16 protein-coding genes and 1 pseudogene are annotated in these 20695 nt (G+C 69.2%); 4 read left to right on the top strand and 13 right to left on the bottom strand.

The annotated features are described in order from the left end of the window. Nucleotides 1–328: 328 nt before the first annotated feature. Together OHB49_RS45900 and OHB49_RS32685 are read left to right on the top strand one after the other, a co-directional pair. Nucleotides 329–472: pseudogene (locus OHB49_RS45900) on the top strand (DUF2201 family putative metallopeptidase); the annotation flags it as partial. A gap of 116 nt (nucleotides 473–588) precedes the next feature. Further along, a complete protein-coding gene (locus tag OHB49_RS32685; protein WP_329164548.1) occupies nucleotides 589–1101 on the top strand; it encodes a hypothetical protein in 513 nt (170 codons plus the stop codon). Between the two features lie 127 nt (nucleotides 1102–1228). On the opposite strand, the gene OHB49_RS32680 is transcribed toward OHB49_RS32685, so the two are convergent. Further along, on the bottom strand, nucleotides 1229–2314 hold the full coding sequence (locus OHB49_RS32680) for a S1 family peptidase (protein ID WP_329164547.1): 1086 nt from the start codon (nucleotides 2312–2314) through the stop codon (nucleotides 1229–1231). Between the two features lie 391 nt (nucleotides 2315–2705). Here OHB49_RS32680 and OHB49_RS32675 point away from each other — a divergent pair, with 391 nt between their 5' ends. Next, on the top strand, nucleotides 2706–3581 hold the full coding sequence (locus tag OHB49_RS32675; protein ID WP_329164545.1) for an alpha/beta fold hydrolase: 876 nt from the start codon (nucleotides 2706–2708) through the stop codon (nucleotides 3579–3581). Nucleotides 3582–3638: 57 nt separating this feature from the next. On the opposite strand, the gene fxsT is transcribed toward OHB49_RS32675, so the two are convergent. The 4 genes from fxsT to fxsA form a co-directional block, all read right to left on the bottom strand. Further along, complete coding sequence (fxsT, locus tag OHB49_RS32670) at nucleotides 3639–7574, bottom strand: FxSxx-COOH system tetratricopeptide repeat protein (RefSeq protein WP_329164543.1); 3936 nt, start codon at nucleotides 7572–7574, stop codon at nucleotides 3639–3641. Further along, nucleotides 7558–8913: an FxsC protein gene (fsxC, locus tag OHB49_RS32665; RefSeq protein ID WP_267008147.1), complete on the bottom strand. Its 1356-nt coding sequence runs from the start codon at nucleotides 8911–8913 to the stop codon at nucleotides 7558–7560. The genes fxsT and fsxC overlap by 17 nt, the downstream gene beginning before the upstream one ends. Nucleotides 8914–9125: 212 nt before the next feature. Further along, nucleotides 9126–11399 carry a radical SAM/SPASM protein FxsBH, inactivated beta-hydroxylase extension form gene (fxsBH, locus tag OHB49_RS32660; protein WP_329164541.1) on the bottom strand — a complete coding sequence of 758 codons (2274 nt, stop codon included), beginning with the start codon at nucleotides 11397–11399 and terminating at the stop codon, nucleotides 9126–9128. A 31-nt stretch (nucleotides 11400–11430) separates the two neighbouring features. After that, nucleotides 11431–11598 (bottom strand): FxSxx-COOH cyclophane-containing RiPP peptide, encoded by a 168-nt coding sequence (gene fxsA, locus OHB49_RS32655; RefSeq protein ID WP_063756058.1) that lies wholly within the window; start codon nucleotides 11596–11598, stop codon nucleotides 11431–11433. Nucleotides 11599–11810: 212 nt separating this feature from the next. Here fxsA and OHB49_RS32650 point away from each other — a divergent pair, with 212 nt between their 5' ends. Then, the gene (locus OHB49_RS32650; RefSeq protein WP_329164539.1) at nucleotides 11811–12737 is read left to right on the top strand and encodes a DUF4231 domain-containing protein; all 927 of its coding nucleotides are present in this window, start codon (nucleotides 11811–11813) and stop codon (nucleotides 12735–12737) included. 52 nt (nucleotides 12738–12789) lie between these two features. On the opposite strand, the gene OHB49_RS32645 is transcribed toward OHB49_RS32650, so the two are convergent. From OHB49_RS32645 to OHB49_RS32610, 8 genes are all read right to left on the bottom strand, one after another. Next, nucleotides 12790–13269, bottom strand: coding sequence for a hypothetical protein (locus tag OHB49_RS32645; RefSeq protein WP_329164538.1), 480 nt, complete (start codon nucleotides 13267–13269; stop codon nucleotides 12790–12792). A 208-nt stretch (nucleotides 13270–13477) separates the two neighbouring features. After that, nucleotides 13478–14377: a S1 family peptidase gene (locus OHB49_RS32640; protein ID WP_030977232.1), complete on the bottom strand. Its 900-nt coding sequence runs from the start codon at nucleotides 14375–14377 to the stop codon at nucleotides 13478–13480. Between the two features lie 296 nt (nucleotides 14378–14673). Continuing rightward, complete coding sequence (locus OHB49_RS32635) at nucleotides 14674–15498, bottom strand: DUF1684 domain-containing protein (protein ID WP_329164537.1); 825 nt, start codon at nucleotides 15496–15498, stop codon at nucleotides 14674–14676. Between the two features lie 4 nt (nucleotides 15499–15502). Continuing rightward, nucleotides 15503–16846, bottom strand: coding sequence for an NtaA/DmoA family FMN-dependent monooxygenase (locus tag OHB49_RS32630; RefSeq protein WP_329164536.1), 1344 nt, complete (start codon nucleotides 16844–16846; stop codon nucleotides 15503–15505). Continuing rightward, nucleotides 16843–17910 (bottom strand): LLM class flavin-dependent oxidoreductase, encoded by a 1068-nt coding sequence (locus OHB49_RS32625; protein WP_329164535.1) that lies wholly within the window; start codon nucleotides 17908–17910, stop codon nucleotides 16843–16845. The genes OHB49_RS32630 and OHB49_RS32625 overlap by 4 nt, the downstream gene beginning before the upstream one ends. 21 nt (nucleotides 17911–17931) lie before the next feature. Then, nucleotides 17932–18906, bottom strand: coding sequence for an ABC transporter substrate-binding protein (locus tag OHB49_RS32620; RefSeq protein ID WP_329164534.1), 975 nt, complete (start codon nucleotides 18904–18906; stop codon nucleotides 17932–17934). Nucleotides 18907–18957: 51 nt separating this feature from the next. Continuing rightward, the gene (locus OHB49_RS32615; RefSeq protein WP_329166696.1) at nucleotides 18958–19710 is read right to left on the bottom strand and encodes an amino acid ABC transporter ATP-binding protein; all 753 of its coding nucleotides are present in this window, start codon (nucleotides 19708–19710) and stop codon (nucleotides 18958–18960) included. A gap of 41 nt (nucleotides 19711–19751) precedes the next feature. Then, complete coding sequence (locus OHB49_RS32610) at nucleotides 19752–20651, bottom strand: amino acid ABC transporter permease (protein WP_329164532.1); 900 nt, start codon at nucleotides 20649–20651, stop codon at nucleotides 19752–19754. Nucleotides 20652–20695: the final 44 nt, after the last annotated feature.

The following is a 20695-nucleotide window of genomic DNA, read 5'->3' as shown; positions in this document are numbered from 1 at the left end:
CGCAAGCCTTCCGCTGCGTCCTCGTCGGGCAGATGGATCGGGGCGGCGTGGTAGTCCACCGTCACGGTGCCATCACCGTTCACAGGTGGTGGTGGTTTCGGTTCGCTCGCTGACGGCCTCGACCTGGGTGGCCGAACCGGGCTGCGCCTTACTGTGCCTTGGCCAGACCGTCGACGGGCACGGCCGCGGACGCGTGGTCGGTCGCGTTCCGCTCGGCCCGGACGACGGCGGCGGCAGAGAGCACGAAGCTCTTCCCTCCCATGATGTCTATGCTCCCGCGGTCAGACGGGAGTTGGAATCCAACAGGCCCCTCTCTCACCCGAATCCCGTCATCGACACGTCCGCATCGGTCAGTGACGTCGAACTGCGCAGTGCGCTCCTCGAAGTTGCCGCAATCTCCCGAACCGTGGGCGGCCGTCGCGGCCTGGTCACCGTCCTCGCGTGCGACGCGGCGACCCGGGTCGTGCGGCCCCAGCGGGCCGACGCCACCAGTCTCAGAGGTCGGCGTCGAGCCCTTCATCCGCCCCGGGTACTGTCCGCTTGTTCGAATCGGGTCTCGAGCCAGGGGCTGCACGCGGGAGGGGCGTCATGAGTGGTGCGGAATCGGTCGACAGCATCTGGAAACTGAGCAACGAAGAGGGCGGAGAGCTCGCGGGCCGCTGGTGGAAATGGGCGCTGTCCGCCCCTGACGACCGCAGCCCGGTCGAGGACAGAACAGGCGAGCACGCCGCCTGGAACCAGCCGGACGACCTCTGGTTCCTGGCCGGCACCTACGGCGGCCACGTGGTGCGGCGCTGCACGATTCCCTCGGACCGGCCGATCTTCTTCCCGGTGCTCAACATGCAGCACACCAGGTCGTACTCGAGGGTCCCCCAGTCCATGACGGTGGCAGAGGCCACGGCGTCGCTCAACAGCATTCCGTTGCCGCTGCAGGAGTTCTCCGCACCGTTCAGGACGGGGCTGACCCAGCGCTACGCATGGGGCATCTGGGGCGGCATCGCGTCGCTGGCTCCCAGCCAGTACGTGCTGGAGATCAAGGCCCGGGCCACGAACGGCTTCTGGGTCGACACGACCTACCACCTGGAGTCAACGGCCTCCTGATCGGGCCGCTCTGCGAGCAGTCCGGCGCCGGCCTGGCTTTCTGCGGCATGCCCGGACTCGTTCGTCGGCCGGGCCCGTGTCCGGACCCGGCCGACGAATGGGGACAGCGCCCCGAGGACCCGCCTGATCAGCCGATCTCGGCCCCGAATGCCGCCAGCGCCTCGGGCACCGGCTGGAAGAAGGTCTCCCCGCCCGAGGAGCAGTCGCCGCTGCCGCCGGAGGTCAGGCCGATCGCTGTGTCGCCCGCGAAGAGCGAGCCGCCGCTGTCGCCCGGCTCCGCGCAGACCGTCGTCTGGATGAGGCCTTCGACGATGTCGCCGTTGCCGTAGTTCACCGTGGCGTCGAGGCCGGTGACCTGGCCGTCGTGCACCTGGGTGGTGGAACCGCTACGAGTCACCGTCATGCCGACGGTCGCCTCGCCCGCCTTGGTGATCGGCTGGGTGGAGCCGTTGTAGAGGTCGACCTCGCTGGGGTGCGGCGTGTCGGAGGTGTACTTCACCAGCCCGAAGTCGTTGCCCGGGAATTCGGATCCCGCGTTCGTTCCGATCTCCGCGCCGCCCTGCGAGTCGGACCAGCTGCTGATCGCCTCGGTGCAGTGTCCCGCGGTCAGGAAGTACGGCTCGCCGTCCTTGACCACGTTGAAGCCGAGCGAGCAGCGCCCGCCGTTGCCCCAGATCGCGTCGCCGCCGGCGATGAACGGCTTGAACTCCCCAGCCGTCTTCTTGAGTTCGGCCTTGGCGCCCAGCCCCTCGACGACCGTGCTGAGTCTGTCCCAGGCGGCGCCGTCGACCGTGCGGTCGGCGGTGACGACCACCTTATTGCTGACCGGGTCGACGGCCCATGAGGTGCCGGGGATCGTGGCCTTGGTGGTGAGGGTCTGCCGGGCCGACTTCAGCTCGGCGAGCGAGTTCGTCACGACCTTCGCCCTGCCGCCCGCCTGCCGCACCTGCTCGGCGGCGGCCCGGTCGACCACGTTCACGACCAGGTTCTTCGACTTGGCGTCGTAGTACGAGCCGGCCGCGTCGCCGCCCAGATCCTGTCCGAGAGTGGTGGCGAGCTTTCCGGCCGCGTTCGCCGTCAGGGTCCGGACGGTGAACTGCGGTACGTCGTCACTGGCGTTCGCACTCTGGAACGTGACTCCCGCTGCGACCAGGGCGACGACGGCCGATCCGGCCATGACCGCGCGCTTCCTGGATATGCGTCGATGCTTCAACTTCTACCTCCTGTGGGGCCGTACACAGGCAAGTGGGGTGCCTTGGGTACGGAGGATGGAGCCGCCCACTATTCCGACCGGGCAGATAGCACACAAGGTCGACTTCAGGACGCACACACGACACCACCGTTTCGCCGCGCCGCGTTCACTTACCCGGCGTCACACCATGTCGATTCCGATTGCGAACACCGCGTGCAACCGACCGGTCGGCAGTGGGTGAGGACTGGACCTGTCCGGTATTGGCCCTTGCGGGTCCGGTTCACGCCCCTGCCGGATGCGCGGTCAGGCTTTACCTCAACAGGGGGCCTCTATAGGGCCGTTGATGGGTAATCATCGAATCGGCGGGAAAAGCCGGGCACGCAGTGCCCGCACCGAGCTGAGGAGGCACGGAGTGCGCAGTCGGGTGCGCGCGGCGGACGGGCGGCATCTGCTGGTCGAGCGTCTGGGGGATCCGCGGGGCAGACCGGTCTTTCTGCTGCACGGAACGCCCGGAAGCCGGCTCGGTCCGGCTCCGCGCGGCATGGTGCTGTACCAGCGCAAGACCCAGCTGATCACCTACGACCGGCCCGGATACGGCGGCTCCGACCGGCTGCCGGGCCGCAGTGTCGCCGATGTCGTGGAGGACGTACGGGCCATCGCGGACCATATCGGGCTGGAGAGGTTCGCCGTGGTGGGCCGCTCCGGCGGCGCCTCGCACGCGCTGGCCTGCGCCGCGCTGATGCCCGAGCGGGTCACCCGTACCGCAGCACTGGTCGGGCTGGCCCCCTGGGGCGCGGACGGCCTCGACTGGTTCGACGGGATGGCCGCCTCGAATGTGCTGGCGTACTCCACGGCGGCGGCCGACCCGGACGGACTGGCGGAGTCGTTCATCTCGCGGTCCGCGGTGATCAGACAGAATCCGGTTCGGCTCATCGACGATCTGCGCCGGGAGCTGACCGATTCCGACCGGATGGTGGTGAACGACGCCGGGGTCCGCTCCATGCTGCTGAACAACTACCGTGAGGGGCTGCGCACTTCGGCATACGGCTGGATCGACGACGCGATCGCGTTCAGCCGCCCGTGGGGGTTCGACCCGGCGGACATCACGGGTCCGGTGCTGCTGTGGCACGGTGAGAAGGACGTGTTCTCACCGGTCGGTCACTCACGCTGGCTGGCCGAGCGCATCCCGCACGCCACCGTCGTGCTGGAACCGGCGGCCGCGCACTTCGACGCGCTCCACGCGCTCCCCCGGATCCTCACCTGGCTGCTGGATACGCCCGCAGAGTGATAACCGGGTGAGCAGTGGGACCGGGAGCGGCCGGCGGCGGCCGGACGCTCCCGCAACTCACACCGCGAGCGGCTCCAGTTCGCGCTGGAAGCGCTCCTCCTCCCGGGCGATCCGGGTCAGCGGATGGTCGTCACCGAGCTGCCGGGACAGCTCCTCGACCGTCTCCGACTTGACCCGCAGCGCCTCGTCCTTGCGCCCCAGCGCGTCGAGCGTCACCGCCATGTTCGACATCATCGCGAGGGTCTCCGGGTGATGCGCCCCGAGCACGTCCCGGAGCTGTCCGGCCACCCGCCGTTCCGTCTCCAGTACGAGTTCGAGATCGCCCCGTTCGGCTGTCGCGTTGGCCAGGTTCATCACACTGAACAACGTGTTGGGATGCTCGCGCCCGTACACCTCCCGCATCGTGGCGACCACCCGGGTCAGCACCCTCTCCGACTCCTCCGCCGCCCCGGCCCCCGAGTGGTAGACGCCGAGGTTGTTCAGGGCGGCCAGGGTGTACGGGTGCCTCTCCCCCGGCACCTTCATGTACTGGTCGACGACCTCCTGCGCGGCATCCCTGGCCTCGGTCGCCTCGCCCGCCGCGAACAGGTCGGCCGCCATATTGAGGTCGCAGGCCAGCGATTCGGGGTTGGCCGAGGTGTATTTGGCCCGGTACCTGGCACGGGTGGCCACCGTGAGCCTGCGGGCGTCCTCCAGTCTCCCTGCCCTGCGCAGCGAGACCGCGAGGCTCTTCGCCGCACTCAGCGTGCCGGGGAAAGCGCGCCCGAGGGTCGCCTTGTAGCTGTCGTAGGTACGGCTGAGGATGGCGACGGAGTCCTCGTACCGTCCGACGTCACGCAGATCACGGGCCAGGTTCATGGCGGAGGACAGGCTGTACGGATGCTCCGCGCCGAGCACCTCCACGCGCCGGTCGTACACGTCCTGGTCGATCTCGCGGGCCCTGGCGTACTGCCCGACGACCCGCAGGGTGAACGCCAGGTTGTTGGCCGCGGCCAGCGTCCTCGGGTGCGAATCGTGGAAGATCTGGCTGAACCCCTCGGTGGCCTCGGTCGCCAGCTCGATCGCCCTGGTGTACTCCCCCAGCGTGCCGAGGTCCGTCGCGAGGCTGCTGGTGCTCATGTACGTGTGCGGGTGCTCGGGGCCCAGCATCTCCCGCTGCCGGCTGAGGGTGATCTCGTCGAGTTCCCTCGCCTCCACGTAACGGCCGCGCGAGCGGTAGATGTTGGAGAGGTGGAAGCAGAGGTAGAGGTACTGGATGTCCCGCTCCCCCAGCGTCTCCTTCCAGAGGGCGCGCAGCTCCTCGCAGAGGGTGGTGGCCGTCCTGAAGTCTCCGCGCTTCCACAGATAGCGGACCCGGTCGATCAGGAGCCTGCGCGCTTCGGGCTCCTTGCAGTTGCGTGCGTCGGACGGCCCGAGGTGCGGCCAGATGGTGGCGAACTGCGGCCAGGTCGACGGGTTGTCGATCGGCTCGTCGTCATCGGGCCGGGCGCCCGCCAGAATGCGGTGCACGACATGCCGGGCATCCTGCTGCTCCTCCTCGCTGAGCTGCGCCCGGATGACGGCCTGCACCAGACGGTGCACCTGGATGGAGTTGGAGACCTGGTCGACCTTGGCGAGGGCGAACCGGCCGATCTCCCGGATGACCCGGCCCAGCACCAGCTTCTCCTGGAGTGAGGCGTCGTACGGCTTGAGCGCCTCGATCATCTCCTTGCTGTACAGGAGGTTCCCCGAGATCGGCTCGGGGGCGAAGAAGGCACAGAGTTGCAGCAGCCGCACCGCGGCGGGTGAACGCTCCTTGAGACGTTCGATGGAGATGTTCCACGTCGCGGCGACCGGCTCCGGGTAGCCGGCGGGCTGGTTGAGCGCCAGGACCTCGGGGGCCTGCTGGGCCAGCTGCTCCAGATAGGTGTCGATCGGGGTGGCGGTCTCCGCGATCCAGGCGGCCGCCTGTTCGACGGCGAGCGGCAGGTCGCCGACGGCGGTGGCCACCTGGGCGGCGTCCTCGTCGCTCAGCCCGGGGGCACGGCGCTGGAGGTGCTCGATGGACTCCTCCCGCAGGAAGACATCGACGGGCAGCGCATCGCCGTGCTGCGACCATGCCTGGTTCCGGGAGGTGACCAGGATGTGGCCGGAGCCGCCCTGCGGGAAGTACCGCCGCAGCCGTTCGGGGTCGTCCGCGTTGTCGAAGACCAGCAACCAGCGGTCCGAGGGGACCCCGCGCCGCAGCAGATCGACGGCCTCCTGCGAGGCGGCCGCCATGTCGTCGCCGCCCTGGGCGCCGAGACGGACGGCGAGCTCGGCGAGCCCGGCCACCACGTCGTCGATCTGCTCGGACGATATCCACCACACCAGGTCGTAGTCGGCCATGAAGCGGTGCACGTACTCCAGGGCCACCTGGGTCTTGCCGACGCCGCCGAGCCCGTACAGGGTCTGCGGCTGGGGAAGTACGACGGCCATCCCGCCGCCGAGCTGGTCGCGCATCCGCTCCAGGACCAGGGAGCGGCCGGTGAAGCCGGGGTTGCGCGGGGGTGCGTTCCAGATCCTCGGGACGGTTCCGGGGAAGCGCGGTCCGGGCGAGACACCGTCGGTGAGCTGGACGGGCCGGTCCAGGGCGCGCAGCAGGGAGGTCGTGGCGTGCACCTCGTCGAGCCGGAAGAGGTCGACCGGGTTGCGGTCGATGTACGGCGCCGACAGCCGCACGTCACCGACCCTGAGCGGCAGCAGCTGGCGCCGGGCGGCGCCGGGGTCATCGGCGACGGCCCGGTCCCAGAGGGTCACCGCACGCTGCGACTTGAGGTAGGCGCTGGAGAGCAGCACCACGGTACGGGTCGCGTTCTCGGCGACCGCGGACACCGGTTCCAGGGCCTCCCGCTCCGCGGACACGTCGCGCGGCACGACACGGAACCCGGCCCGGGTGAGGACTGATTCGATCCAGTCGGCCCACATCCGGTTCTCCGCCACATAGCTGAGGAACAGGTCGGCGGGCAGCGCGGGCCTGCGCCGGGTGAACGCGTCGCGGATGCGCAGCCGTACCTCTTCGCCGATCGGCGGCATCGAGGTGACCTGCTGGTCGGTGACGACGGAGGTGAGCCGTTCGAAGGCAGAGAGCAGCGAGTTGGTGAGACCGGCCTCGTCGCCGAAGGTGGCCAGGGTCTCCTCGTAGGCGTAGTAGGGACGGTACGGAATCTCCACCGCGCCCCAGTAGGCCGTGAGTTCGTCGCCGGACAGATCGCGCGGCAGCCGGTCGAACTTCAGCCGGGCCAGCGCCCGTCCGGCGTCGGCTTTCTCCTTCTCGCCCTCGTCGATGCGCATCGGGACGGGGAAGATCGAGATGGGGCGGCCGGTGTAGCGCTCGGAGATCTGCCGGGCGACGGAGGCCGCACCGTCGATGGACTGGTCGCTGAGGGTGAAGCAGTCGACGAGGACGTCGGGCAGATGGACGGTGCAGATGTCGGCGATGTCGCTGAGACCGGTCCGGCTGTCGATGAGGACGTAGTCGTAGTTGGCCTTCATGTCGTCGCGCAGGGCGTCGAAGAAGTGGCCGCCGCCGAGCCGGTCGTAGAAGTTGTCCCAGTCGAAGGTGGAGACGGTCGCGGAGTACTCGCGGTTCTGCCGGCCGGCGGAGACGAAGTCGAGCGTTCCGCCCTGCGGGAACTCCCAGCCGAGCGTCTCGGGCGTGAGGGAGACCGCGTGCGGCTGGATCCGGGCGTAGTCACGGTGCCAGTCGTCGGCGCGCTGGACCGGGCTGGTCGCTGCCCAGGCGTACTCGGTGATCAGATCGATGACACCGGTGGTGGCACCGAGGGTCGAGGGGTCGAGGAAGGGGTGGAAGAACCGGTGGAGTCCCGGCGCCTCCAGGTCCCAGTCGACGGCCAGTACCCGTTTGCCGTTGGCGGCGAGTATCCAGGCGGTGTTGGCCAGGGCCATGGTGCGCCCCGTACCGCCCTTGTACGAGTAGAAGGTGACGATGCGCCCGTCACGACTGGCCGTCATCCGTGTCCTCCGCATCCGTCGCAGGGTGGTGTGTCTCCGGTATGAAGTGCGTCTGCGCCATCGGCCCGGTCAGCCGGGTCCGTTCGGTGTGCCCGCCGCCCGTCGCGGGTGGGTAGACCGCGGCATGTCGCAGGTACTGCTGGGCCGCCGCCTCGACCACCTGCGGCAGGACCTGGCCGAAGGCCTCCATGCTCGGTACGCCCCGGGCGGCGGCGCGGCAGTAGGCCCGGCCCTGGCGCATCTTGGTCGGCATCGTCTGTTCGAGCTTCGCGGTCAGCTCGGCCTCGGCGGCTCTGCTCTGGGGGTCCTCGCGGTTCCACGGCACGACCATCGTCACCCACGGGCGGTTCTCGGCGTCGAAGGCGGCGAGCCGCCGGCGCCGGTCCTCGTCCTGCAGGGCCCAGCGGTCGACGAGCAGGATCTCCGGTCTGCTGGGCGGCTGTTTGCCCTCCGGGGGGCCGGACTCCTCGTCGAAGGAGGCGATGGTGGCCTGGTAGTTGAGGGAGCGCACCAGGTCCTCGGCGACATAGGCCAGGGGCCGTGCCGAGGCGGGGTGGTAGGGGTTCCAGTCCTGCGGGTTGTCGCCGTAGTAGTCGACGCTGCGCCCTTCGGGGAGGTCGTGGCGGGTGGCCGCCGCAATGGTCACCTGCATGGGGCGGGGGCCGGTCACTCCACTGCTCGGTGAGCCGAAGGCGCTGGGGGCCAGGCGGTAGTCGACGGGACGGCCGGTGCCGATCCGCATGGTGTCGGCGACGTTGACTATGCGCTTGGCGAGTTCGTACACCGCCCGCTCGTACTCCTCGGCGAAGAGTCTGAGCTTGATCAGTCCGTACAGCCCGTCGCTGACGTAACGGTCCCCGAAGTCGCGGTGGTTGAACTGTAACCGCTCGGCGGGGCCCGGCAGTTGGCTGGGCGGCACCGGCACCCACAGGGCCGGGACGATGGCCTCGGCCGGCTGGTTGTGGCGGGCCCGGTAGTGGATGGCTCGCTGGGCGAAGGCGTACCACTCCTTGCCGCACATCTCGCTGGCGAAGTAGCGGGGCGAGAACAGCGGGACGAACACCCGGCAGGTGGCGAGCACCTCGCCGAGCCGTTCCGACCAGCCCTCGCCGGAGCGTATCTCGCGGTCCATGAAGCCCGCGGGCGCACCCGCGGGCAGGTCGGTCATGGCCATCACGTGGCCACAGAGATCCTGGAAGAGCCGTTCGACCCACATATCGGGGTCCGTTCCACCGCCGTACCCCGGTGTGTGCGCATAACTCAAGAAGAAGTACGGCCGATGGTCCGCCGCTCGCTGCTGCGTTGTTGCGTGCACACGACCCCCGTCCTGTGTGAGCACCCGCACCCGAGGAGTGAAAAGAATGCGAGCGAATTCATCATTCCGGAGCGGACCTTGCTCCACCCCCATGGCGTTCGGTCATTCAACGCCCCTTTTCGGTCATCCGTGCCCGACGCCATCGATCGCGTCCTTGATCGAATTCGCTCGTGGGTCGTCCCCTCCCGGTTGTCCCGTGTATGTGCCGGAGTCCGGACCGAACCGGAATGCTTGCTTCAGACCTCCTTTCTCATCAGGTCGAGCAGCTGCTTTCCGCTGACGGTGAGCTCGGCTGCGCGCTCCAGCGTTTCGATGGCCTGCGGTACGCCGTCGAGATAATGCGGCTCGAATGCCCCGAGCGCCACCCGTTCGTACGTTTCAGCCAGCAGCCGGGAAAACGGAACCAGTTCCTCCTGCCACGGCGTTCGATGTTCCCAGGAGCCGTCCGCCGCGTAAAGATCCGTGACGTCGAGCAGCGCCCGGAGCTTGGCCTGGCGAAAGCCCCGCAGCAGAGCGAGCGGCAACTGCTCGGCGCTGTCGTCCGGTCGGATGCCCAGCGCGCCGTATCCGTGCCGTCCCACCGAGGGCTCCCCCGGCGCGGGGCCGTTCAGTGGCGTCACCGTGGTCAGACTTTGGGCCATCTCCGCGGCGTGCCGCGGTGCGCGCTTCGCGATCCGTGCCCAGGCCCGGTCCAGTCCGGCGCCGAGGCGGTCGGCCTCGTCCTGCCGGAGCCGGGCGGCCGGGCGAGCGGGGAAGCAGTCGCGGTACGGGTCCAGGTCGTCGAGCAGCCAACGGGGGGCCGAGCCGGGCGCCGCACCGGGCGCGTCACCGCCACCGAGCCGGCGCACCGGCAGCCAGTCCCGACCGGGCGCCCGGCCCCGTACGATCCGCCGTTCGAAAGCACCCTGACGGCCGTCACCCGCGCGGCGCACCAGGAAGCCGTCGTCGGTGACGCGCACCTGAGCCGTGCCGTCCCGCAGCCCGTCGATCCGCAGCGAGCCGAGGCCGGGCAGGGCGAGCATGCCGTCCCGGTAGGCGACCGGTACGGCCAGATCGAGCCCGGCGCGGACCACGGCAACCGCGACGTACGACGACAGCCGCCACGCGACCCTCCCGGCACCGGGCCTCTCCTCGTGCACGGCGGAGAGTGCGTCATGCAGCCAGCTGCGGGCGTAGGGGTGCGCGAGCGCCTCGTCCAGGCCTCGCGATCCGCCCTCGGATCCCTCTACCGTTGACGCCAGCTCCCAGGCGGCCGCCCAGTGGTCGCCGCCGCGTCCGTCCAGGTCGCTGTGGAGCACGGCGAGCGCTGTGCGGGTGAGGTCCCGCTGCTCGGCGCCCAGCTCGGCGGGGTCCGCCACCGCGGCCGGTACCGCGGAGGCCGACGTCCGTTCCTCGACGCCGCGCACCAGCGCCTCGAGATCGTCGCAATACACGGAAGGGTGGTCGAACGCCCGGGCGGGATCCACGGCATCCGCCGACTTGTAGCGGTGCGTGTAGAGACCGCCGCCGCACGACCGCACGACGGGGCAGCTGCGGCAGGTGTCGCTGACGCCGTCCAGCCCGAGCTGCCGGGCCCGGACCCCGGGATGGGCCGCGACCTCGTCGAAGGCGTGCGTGAAGACGTCGAACCCGGTGGCCGCCGCACCCTCGTAGGCGCTCTTGAGCGAGTCGACCTGCTCCAACTGGCCGTCGGTCTCGACGACGACGAGGTCGGTGGGGGCGAGCCCGAGGGACTCGGTGAGGCTGGGACCGCCGCTCAGCGTGGACAGGACCGAGGAGAAGAGCCGCACGGGCACCGGGCGCCCCTGCTCCTGCCAGCGGTCGAATACCGCGAGGAGCCAGTCGGCATAGGCGGTGCGCGAGCCGTCCGGGCGCGGCGGCGGCTCGTCCCAGGTGGCGTGCGGAAGAAGGAAGTCGATGAGCGGCGGATCGAGCTCGACGAGGGCGTCGAGGACCGCGCGCGGGTCGTTCTCGATGTCGATCGTGCACAGGAGCCCGAGGTTCAGATGGCGGTACCGCTCCTGGCGGAGCAGCTCGACGGCCTTGAGGACCAGGGGGTGGCTGCTGCGTCCGTCGGCGAACCGGCGGTGCCGGTCGTTTGCCTCGCGGTCGCCGTCGAGGGAGATACCCACCTTGACGTCGTACTCGCTGAAGAGGTCGAGATAGCGGGGGCTGAGCTGCAGACCATTGGTGTGGATACGCAGGTCGAGCTCGGCGACGCCGTCGAAGGCGGTGGTGAGTTCTTCGCAGATGCGCCGCAGTCGCGCGGGGCCTGCCAGCAGAGGCTCCCCTCCGTGCAGGATCACTGACACGGAGGGCAGTGCATGTGTCTTGGCATGCTCAGCCAGGCGCTGAGCAGTCCGGAAGATGACTTCGTCAGAGATTGTTTTCGGACGGGTACGCCAGCTCTGATCTGCATGTTCATAGACGTAGCAATGGTCGCAGGCAAGATCGCACCTGCTGTGAACCTTGAGAACGATTTCGCGGAAAGGGACCAGGGGTCCTGTCATTCCACCAGTCTAGCCAGCCCGGAGGGGGTGACTAGAGAGCCGAGTTGAAGGTCGATGCCTGGGTCGGGCGACCGGTGGACGCGGCAAACACCCGCCCGAGCTTGCTGGCGGCTTCCTTGCCACGCGCGTCGATCTCGGCGAGCGGCACACGGCTCTTCTTCGCAACGGCGAAGGAGAGGGAGGATTCAGAGTTCTTCACGGCCGTCCTTGAGGGGATTGTTCCGGACACGGAAACTGCACCGGCCAGCTGCACCATTGCAGTGTCCGGCGGCACGACTTTACTCTCATGGCCTCTGTTGGCAACTGAGGACGCCCTCTTGCAACGCGAGCGTCACGTGAGACTGCCACAGACACAACGGAACCATCCATTCCGCCATATGAGTGAAGACAAAACCGCAGACGGGAGTGAAGATGACGGCGATTCCCGGACCACTGCAGAGCCTGGTCTTCCGGAACGCTGATCTACCGGCGCTCTTTCACCACACGGACGCCATCGCGATCGCACGGCAGCGGGAGGCGGTGAATACCACCCGCTGGCAGCTGATCCTGCTGGTCGCGGGCGCGATACCGGCAGCGCTTCCCTGGCACTGGGAGGTTGCTGACACGTTCCAACTGACTGACTCCGTCGGTGTGTTGGCCTACCTGGGTGTCCTGATCACGACCTACCTCTCGTCCCGTCGCAAAGCAAAGTCGCATTGGCAACTAAACCGCTCCGCGGCAGAGTTCATCAAGTCCATGTGCTGGCGTTACTCGGTGCACGGTTCTCCATTCGACACCGGCACCCAGCACCCCGAAGCAGTGTTCGCAAATCGTCTCGAAGAGGGACTGCAGGAGCTCCGGAAGGTGGGGTGGCCGGACCCTCGCGAGCGCATGACGGATTCGGGCGGACTCATCACGGATTCCATGCGCGAGTTACGGGACAAAGCGTTCACCGTACGCAAGGAGACATATGTGCGGGACCGGCTGATCGAACAGCGCAGTTGGTACCGTCGCCGCCAGGAGGTGTCCCGGCGCGCCACTCTGGTCTGGTCGACCACGATCGCCGCGCTGACCGCCTTCGCCCTGGTCCTCGCCCTGTTGAGGATGTTCTCCGTCGGACAGTCCTTCGCCGCGACCGGGGTGCTGTCCGCGGCTGCCGCGGCCTGTCTGGCCTGGAGCGAGATGCGCCGCCACCATCCGCTGATCTCCGCCCATTCGCTGGTGGAGAAGGATCTGGAGTCGATGCAGGTCGCCATGGAGACCACGCTCACCGAACGGCAGTGGCCCCGGGCGGTGTTCGAGACCGAGCGCATCGTCTCCCCGCAGCACACCGACTGGCTCGCCCGACACCAGACGTGACGGCACCGTCCGTAGTGGCCCGGCCGTATACGAAGCGGCTCGCGACGACCGGTCAGGTGCGCTCCACTCCGTCGCGCCAGATCACCGTCACCGGGCGGCCGAGTGTCCGGGCGTACGTCACGATGTCGCCCGTCCCGCCGAAGCCGCGGGCGGGCCGGCCGTCCCAGACCGCGAGCAGCCGGTCGCAGTGGTCGGCGATGTAGGCGCCCGCCGCGTAGTACGCCTCGTCGGTGGAGTGCGGGAAGTCCAGCCGGACCTCGCGGGCCGCGCGGCCCTTGAGGCTTCGGTAGCGGGCCAGTTCGGGCCCGTCGGCGAAGCAGGCCTCGTAGTCACCGCTGGGGATGACCACGGTCAGTTCCGCCCCGCAGGCGAGTGCCAGGTCGGCGAAGAGCTGGTCCGCTCCCACAGCCAGGCTGGAGAGGGCTTCCAGGGAGCCGTCGAAGCCGCAGAGCACCGCTCGTATCCCGGCCATCACATGGGCGTGCGCTTCCTCGGGGATGCTGCGATGTCCGGTCACTCCGATACGCTTCACGGACTGGAACCCCCTGGGGTGTCTGCCGGGGGTCCCGGAGGGCATCCCTCCGGAAGGCACAGCATCCGCCCCCGTTGTTCCTGCGCGACCGTCCTCCCCCACATCCTCTCAAAAGCCGCGGGGTGAACGGGAGCCCCCGCCCGGAATTCGGGCGGGGGCTCTGGCGTTGCCGAACGCGGTTTCGAGAAGGTGCGCGAGGTGCCGGGCGTCAGTAGACGCTGACGCCGTATGCGCTGAGTGCCTCCGTGACCGGCTGGAAGAACGTCGTACCACCGGAGCTGCAGTTGCCGCTGCCGCCCGAGGTGAGCCCGATCGCCCTGGTGCCGGAGTAGAGCGGGCCACCCGAGTCGCCGGGCTCCGCACACACGTTTGTCTGGATCATGCCGTAGACGATGTCGCCGCCGCCGTAGTTGACCGTGGCGTTGAGGGCGGTGACGGTTCCGCTGTGGATGCCGGTGGTGGAGCCGCGGCGGGTGACGGACATACCGACGGTGGCGTTGGCCGCGCTGGTGATGTCCTGGCTGCCGACGGTGCCCGCGTGGGCGACCGAGGCGTTGTCGTACCGCACGATGCCGTAGTCATTGGTCGGGAAGCTCGATCCGACCGTCGGGCCGATGCTCGTGGAGTTCGACGAGTTGGTGTACCACGGCGGGTTGCCGTCGGTGCAGTGACCGGCGGTCAGGAAGTAGTAGGTGCTGCCGCTGCGGACGTTGAAGCCCAGCGAACAGCGCCAGCCGGGGGCGTAGATGGCGTCGCCGCCGGAGAGCAGCTTGTTGAACGTGCCGGACGTGCGCTCGATCCGCAGGGCGCCGGCGTTGGCTCCCGCGGACTTCTTGATCTGCTTGATCTCGGCCTGCGAGACCGTGCTGTCGACCGTGACCCTCAGGGTCTTGGTCGCCGGGTCGACGTTCCAGGCGGTTCCGGCTATGTCCGCGCCGAGCACGGCGTCGCTCGCGGCGCTGAGCTGGTTGGCGCTGAACGTCCCGGTGGTGTTGGCGTGGGCGCTGGGCACGGCGAGAGCGGCGACAGCGACAAGGCCTGCGGAGATCGCGACGGCCCTGCTTCGTCTCGCCATGCCGCTGAGGGGGGTGGTGCGCTTGATCCTCACTTCTGGTTCCTCCCAAGGGGAAACGGGGGCCCGCCCGTGGGGTGGTCGGACCCGTGAGGCGCAGTCGGGCGCACGACCGTGCTCCGCATTCCGGATACGGCGTGCCCCTGACAAGCGCTGCTCGGGAGTATTCAAGGCGTCAACTTCTGGCGCAAGAGGGCCTTTTGGCCTGAGGTCGTCGCTCTGCGCATACGACCGGCAGGCACCGGACACGCGGCAGGTCCCGGCAGCTCGCGAGCTGCCGGGACCTGCCCGGATGAAATACGTGGGTGCGTCGCCGGTACGTCAGAGGTACGTCAGTTGTCGATCCGGTTCCGCTCCCCCGCCTCGACGGCGACGGCAAGGGTGTTGCCGGGGGGCGGGAAGGGGCAGATGAAGTGGTCGGCGAAGGCGCACGGCGGCAGCACGGCGCGGTTGAGGTCGACCGTCACGCTGCCGTCCTCGGCCGGCGCCGCGGGCCGCAGGAAGCGGAAGCGGAAGCTGCTCTTCCCGCTGGTGGCGTCGGCGAAGACCGCCCAGAGCGAGCCGTCCTGTTCGACCGTCACCTGGAGGGTGTGCTCCGTTCCGTCCACCTCGAAGGCGATCTCGCCGCCCAGGCCGAGTCCGCGCTCGACTCCGTCGGCGTTCTCGACCCGGACCGAGCGGGTGGTGTCGTAGGGACGGAAGGTGCCCGTCAACGCCCAGCGGGCGTCGTACGGCGTCGCTTCGATGGCCCGGAAGGTCTTCCGCGCCGCGGAGTCCGGGTCGAAGTCCCGGACTGCCCACAGCCCTTCGCGGCTCAGCACGACCAACCGCCGCTCACCGTGGGCGACGCGGGAGGTTTCGACCGCGCCGCGGTCCGCGGTGAGCCGCACCTCGCCGGTGAAGGGCTTCCCGTCGACGGTGAGCCCGTCCTCGGCGGTGGCTGTGAGCACGAGCTCGTCGCCGTCCTCCCGCCACTGCCCGGGGACGGCCGGAATTCGACCCTCCGGGTGGTCGGACAGCCAGTGCGTGCCGGTGAGGGAGAGCGGTCCGTACGGTGCCGAGACCGTGGCGGTGCGCTCCTCGTGCCAGCGGATCCATTCCTGCTCCGCCTGCCGCACCTGTTCCACTTGTTGCGCCTTCTGTGTATCCGTGCTCATGCGATCAATCCTTCCCCACCGGGTCGGCCAGCCCGAGATGGGACCGAAGAGTGAGACCGGTGTATTCGGAGCGGAAGGCTCCGCGTTCCTGGAGGAGCGGGACGACCCGGTCCACGAACTCGTCGAGGCCGCCCGGGGTGAGATGCGGTACGAGAATGAAGCCGTCGGCCGCATCGGTCGAGACGAACTCGATGAGCTCCGAGGCGACCGTCTCCGGTCTGCCGATGAACGACTGCCGCCCCGTCGTCTCGATGACCGTCTGCCGGATGGACAGCCCCTTGGCCTCGGACAGCGCGCGCCAACGAGCCGCGACGGCGAGCTGGTGGCCGATCCTGACCCGGCCCTGGACCAGTCCGGAATCGGGGTCCGGATCGATCTCGGGGAGCGGCCCGTCGGGATCGTACGAGGAGAGGTCGCGGCCCCAGACCTGTTCCAGGGCGAGGATCGCGTTCTGCGGGGAGATCTGCTGGCGGCGGATCTCGGCCGCCGACTCCTGGGCCTCGGCGTCACTGTCGCCGAGAACGAAGGTGACCCCGGGCATGATCTTCAGATCTTCGGGTTGCCGGCCGTACTTCGCCAGCCGCGCCTTGACGTCGGTGTAGAAGGTGCGGCCCGCCTCCAGGGTGCCGTGCCGGGTGAAGATGACGTCGGCGGCGGACGCGGCGAACTCGCGGCCCGCCGGGGAGTCCCCGGCCTGGATGACGACCGGGTGACCTTGCGGGGAGCGCGGGACGGTGAACTCGCCCTCGATGGTGAAGTGCTGCCCCTGGTGACGGAAGGGGCGCGGGGTTCCGTCGGGGGTCCAGGTGTCCCACAGCTCGCGGGCGGTGGCGACGAACTCGGCGGCCCGGGTGTACGGGGTCCCCCTTGTTCGAGCGGATCCGAGAGCTCGGGGGAGGTCGGCCCGGTCGAGATAGCCGCCGCGCCGGAAGTTCTCCCCGGTGAAGGCGTCGGAGGAGGTGACGACGTTCCAGGCGGCCCGGCCGTCGCTGAGGTGGTCGAGGGTGGCGAGCCGCCGGGCCAGTTCGTACGGCTCGTTGAAGGTCGCGTTGACGGTGGCGGCGAGGCCGAGCCGGTCGGTGACGGCGGCCAGAGCGCTCAGCACCGTGAGGGACTCGGGTCGGCCGACCACGTCCAGATCGTGGATGCGCCCCTTGTGCTCGCGCAGCCGGAGCCCCTCCGCGAGGAAGAAGAAGTCGAACCTGCCACGCTCCGCCGTGCGGGCGAGGTGCTCGAAGGAGGAGAACTCGATCTGGCTCTTCGAGCGGGGGTCGGTCCAGACGGTGGTGTTGTTCACGCCGGGGAAGTGGGCGGCCAGGTGCATCTGTTTCCGCGTCGGTGCGGTCATGTTCGTGCCTCCGCAAGGGCGTATCGGTTCGCCGGGCGCGCCAGTCCCAGGTGCTCGCGGAGCGTGCCTCCCGGGTAGAAGGTGCGGAACAGACTGCGGTGCTGAAGCAGGGCGACGGTTCCGTTGACGATCCGTTCGAGATCGCGCTCCGGTGTGATGGGCGTGAGGTGGAAGCCGTCGACGGCTCCGGCCCGGTGCCACCGGGCGATCAGTTCGGCGAGGTCGACCGGCCCACCTCGGTAGTACGAGCCTCCGGCGGCGAGCGGCGGTCCGCTCTCCAGACCGGGTTCCGGCGCGGTCTCGGCGTCCCCGAGGTCGACGGTGAGCGCCACCAGCACCCGCAGGGTGTCGGGGTCGCGGCCGTACGCCGCGGCGCGGCGCCGTACGTCCGCCCGGATGCCCGCGGCCTGCTCGGGCGCGGTGGCCCGTACGAGTACGACATCGGCGTGGCGTGCGGCGGCCTCCTGGCTCGGTCCGCCCGTCCCGTCGATCACGGTGACCGGGTGGCCCTGCGGGGGCCTGGGCACGATGGCCGGTCCGCGGACGGTGAACGTCGCGCCCTCGAAGTCGACGTAGTGCAGCTTGTCGCGGTCGATGAAGCGGCCGGTGGCGACATCTCGGATCTCCGCGTCGTCCTCCCAGCTGTCCCACAGCCGGGCGGCGACATCGGCGGTCTCGCCCGCCTCGCGCCACAGCTCGGCGGCGGGCGCGGCGGACCGCCGGCCGAACAGCCGGGCCTCGGCCTCGGTCGTCGACACGTCGGCGCTCCAGCCCGCCCGGCCGCGGCTCACCCAGTCCAGGGTGGCCACCGCGGACGAGACATGGAACGGCTCGGTGTGGGTGGTGGTGACGGTCGGCACCAGCCCGATCCTGCGGGTGGCGGGTGCGACCCGGGAGAGCACGGCGAGCGCGTCGGGCCCGGGGCGGGCGAACGAGTCGCCGAGGGTCACGAAGTCGAGTGCTCCGCGCTCGGCGAGCCGGGCGAGCTCGACGTAGTGCCGGGCGTCGTAGTGGGGCGGGCCGCCGATCTCGGCGGCCAGATGAAGACCGTTGGTGGCAGACATTGCTGTGCGTACCTCTCGGGCTCAGTTCTTGGGCTTGGGAAGGCCGGGCGGGTTGATCTCGGACTTCTCGACGGCCTCGTTGGAGAGCCCCCAGCGCCCCAGCGCCTTGGCGTACGAGCCGTCTTCGATGATGTGGTCGATGGCGGCCGCGTACGCCTCGACCAGGCCGCTGTCCTTCTTCGTGGTGGCCGCGATCTTCCCCTGGAGTCCGTCGCCGCCGCCCGACAGCGTGCCGACGACCTCGGACCGGCCCGCCGACGCCACGTGGTAGTTCACCGACGGGCTGGGGCCGAGATAGCCGTCGATCCGGCCGGACTGCAGGGCCAGGTAGTAGTCGGTGTCCTTCTGGAAGTACTTGATGTCCACCGGCTTGCGTCCGGCCTTGACGTTCTGCTCGCTCCAGTCGACGAGGATCTTCTCCTGGTTGGTGCCGGACGCGACTGCGATGGTCTTGCCCGCCACGTCCTTGGGGCCCTTCACCTTCCAGCCGGAGCCCTTCCTGGCCTCGAAGGCGATGTTGTCGAGCCGGTAGGTCGCGAAGTCGTACTTCTCCTTGCGTTCCTCGGTGACCGTGACGTTCGACAGGACGCCGTCGAACTTGGAGCTGTCGAGGCCGACGAAGAGGTTCTCCCAGGAGACCTCCTCGAACTCGGGCTTCAGCCCGAGCGTGTCGGCGATCAGGGTCGCCAGGTCGATCTCGGAGCCGATCCGGGTCTTGTCGTCGGTGGCGTAGAAGCCGAGCGGCGGCGAGGCGTCGGCGCTCGCGCCCAGCCGCAGCGTGCCGCGTTCACGGATGGCTGCCGGCACCTTCGCCGCGATGGCGTCGACCTTCTTCTCCCGGATCCGGTGCTGGTCGGGGCCGATGTTGATGCCGGTGCCCCGCTGCCCCTTCGGGTTGATCTCGTCGGTGGCGGCGTCGCTCGTTCCGCAGGCCGTGAGGAGTCCGGCGGCGGTGAGGGTGGCGAGCGTGGCGGCGAGGGTACGGCGGACGGGCACGTGGGCGCTCCTTGCAGACGGTGCGGAAGGGGTTGAAAGGGACATGGGAGGTCACAGGACCTTGGAGAGGAAGGCGCGGGTGCGCGGGTGTTCCGGACGGTCGAGTACGTCGGCGGGGGCGCCCTGCTCGACGATCCGTCCCTCGTCCATGAAGACGACGGTGTCGGCGACCTCGCGGGCGAAGCCGATCTCGTGCGTGACGACGATCATCGTGGTGCCGCCGTGCGCCAGGTCCTTGATGACGTCGAGGACTTCGCCGACCAGTTCGGGGTCGAGCGCCGAGGTCGGCTCGTCGAAGAGCAGCAGCTTCGGTTCGAGAGCGAGCGCGCGGGCGATGGCCACGCGCTGCTGTTGCCCGCCGGAGAGCTGCTTCGGGTACGCCCCCGCCTTGTCGGCGAGTCCGACCCGGGCGAGGAGCTTCTCGGCGGCGGCGACCGCCTCCTTGCGGGGGCGGCGCAGGGCGGAGACCGGCGCCTCGATGATGTTCTCCAGCACCGTGAGGTGCGGGAAGAGATTGAAGTTCTGGAAGACGAAGCCGATCCGGGTGCGCTGGCGCAGGACCTCGCGTTCGCGGAGCTCGTGGAGTTTGTTGCCGTCCCTGCGGTAGCCGACCAGGGTGCCGTCGACGCTGATCCAGCCGTTGTCGACCTTCTCCAGGTGGTTGATGGTGCGCAGCAGCGTGGACTTGCCGGACCCGGAAGGGCCGAGGACGACGGTCACCTCTCCGGCGCGTACGGACAGATCGATGCCGCGCAGGACCTCGAGAGTGCCGAAGCTCTTGTGCACGGCGCGGATCTCGACCATGGCGTCCGGGACGGCATCCGTGGAATCGGTGGTGATGGCGCTCATCGCGCGGCCCCCTTGGCGTAGTGACGTTCGACGTAGTACTGGAGGACGGAGAGCACGGTGGTCAGGAGGATGTACCAGACGGTGGCGACCATCAGCAGCGGCACGACCCTGCCGTTGCGTCCGTAGACGACCTGGACCTGGTAGAAGAGTTCGCCGATCGCCATCACGGAGACGATCGAGGTGCCCTTGAAGAGCGAGATGATCTCGTTGGCGGCGTTCGGCAGGATGGAACGCATCGCCTGCGGCAGCACGATCCGCCACAACTGCCGGTGCCGGGGGATACCGAGTGCGGCGGCCGCCTCCAACTGGCCGCTGTCCACGGCGAGTACGCCACCACGGACGATCTCCGCCGCGTAGGCCGCCTGGTGCAGTGCGAGCCCGAGGACGGCCGCGCTCATCGCGCCGACGAGGTTCATCGTGTCGAAGGAGAAGAAGCCGGGCCCGAACGGGATGCCGAACTGCAGCTCCTTGTACAGATAGGCGAGGTTGAACCAGAAGAGCAGCTGGACGATGAGTGGTATGGAGCGGAACGCCCAGATGTACGCATAGGCGACCGCGCCGAGGAACGGGCTGGCCGACAGCCGCATGAAGGCGAGCACTATGCCGAGCGCGAAGCCGAGCACCGTGCCGTAGAAGGTCAGTTGGAGGGTGATCCAGACGGCCTTGAGGATGGTCTCGGCGGTGAAGAAGCGGGCGAAGACGTCCCACTCCCAGCCGGGGTTGGTGACCAGACCGTGCAGGAACTGGGCGAGCAGGACGGCGGTGGCGACGACGGCGGCCCAGCGCCAGGGGTGGCGCACGGGGACGACGGTGAGCGCACCGTAGTCGATGGCGGAAGCGGCTTCGGCCTGGGGCCCGGTCGTTCTGTCCAGAGGTGGATCGCTGGTGAGCGACATGAGGATTCCTTGGGATACGGGCCATGGGGCCAAGGGCGGAGGGG

Source organism: Streptomyces sp. NBC_01717 (genome assembly GCF_036248255.1).
Lineage (GTDB): Bacteria > Actinomycetota > Actinomycetes > Streptomycetales > Streptomycetaceae > Streptomyces.
Note: the sequence above shows the minus strand (reverse complement) of the source record. Positions and strands in the feature narration are given on the sequence as shown.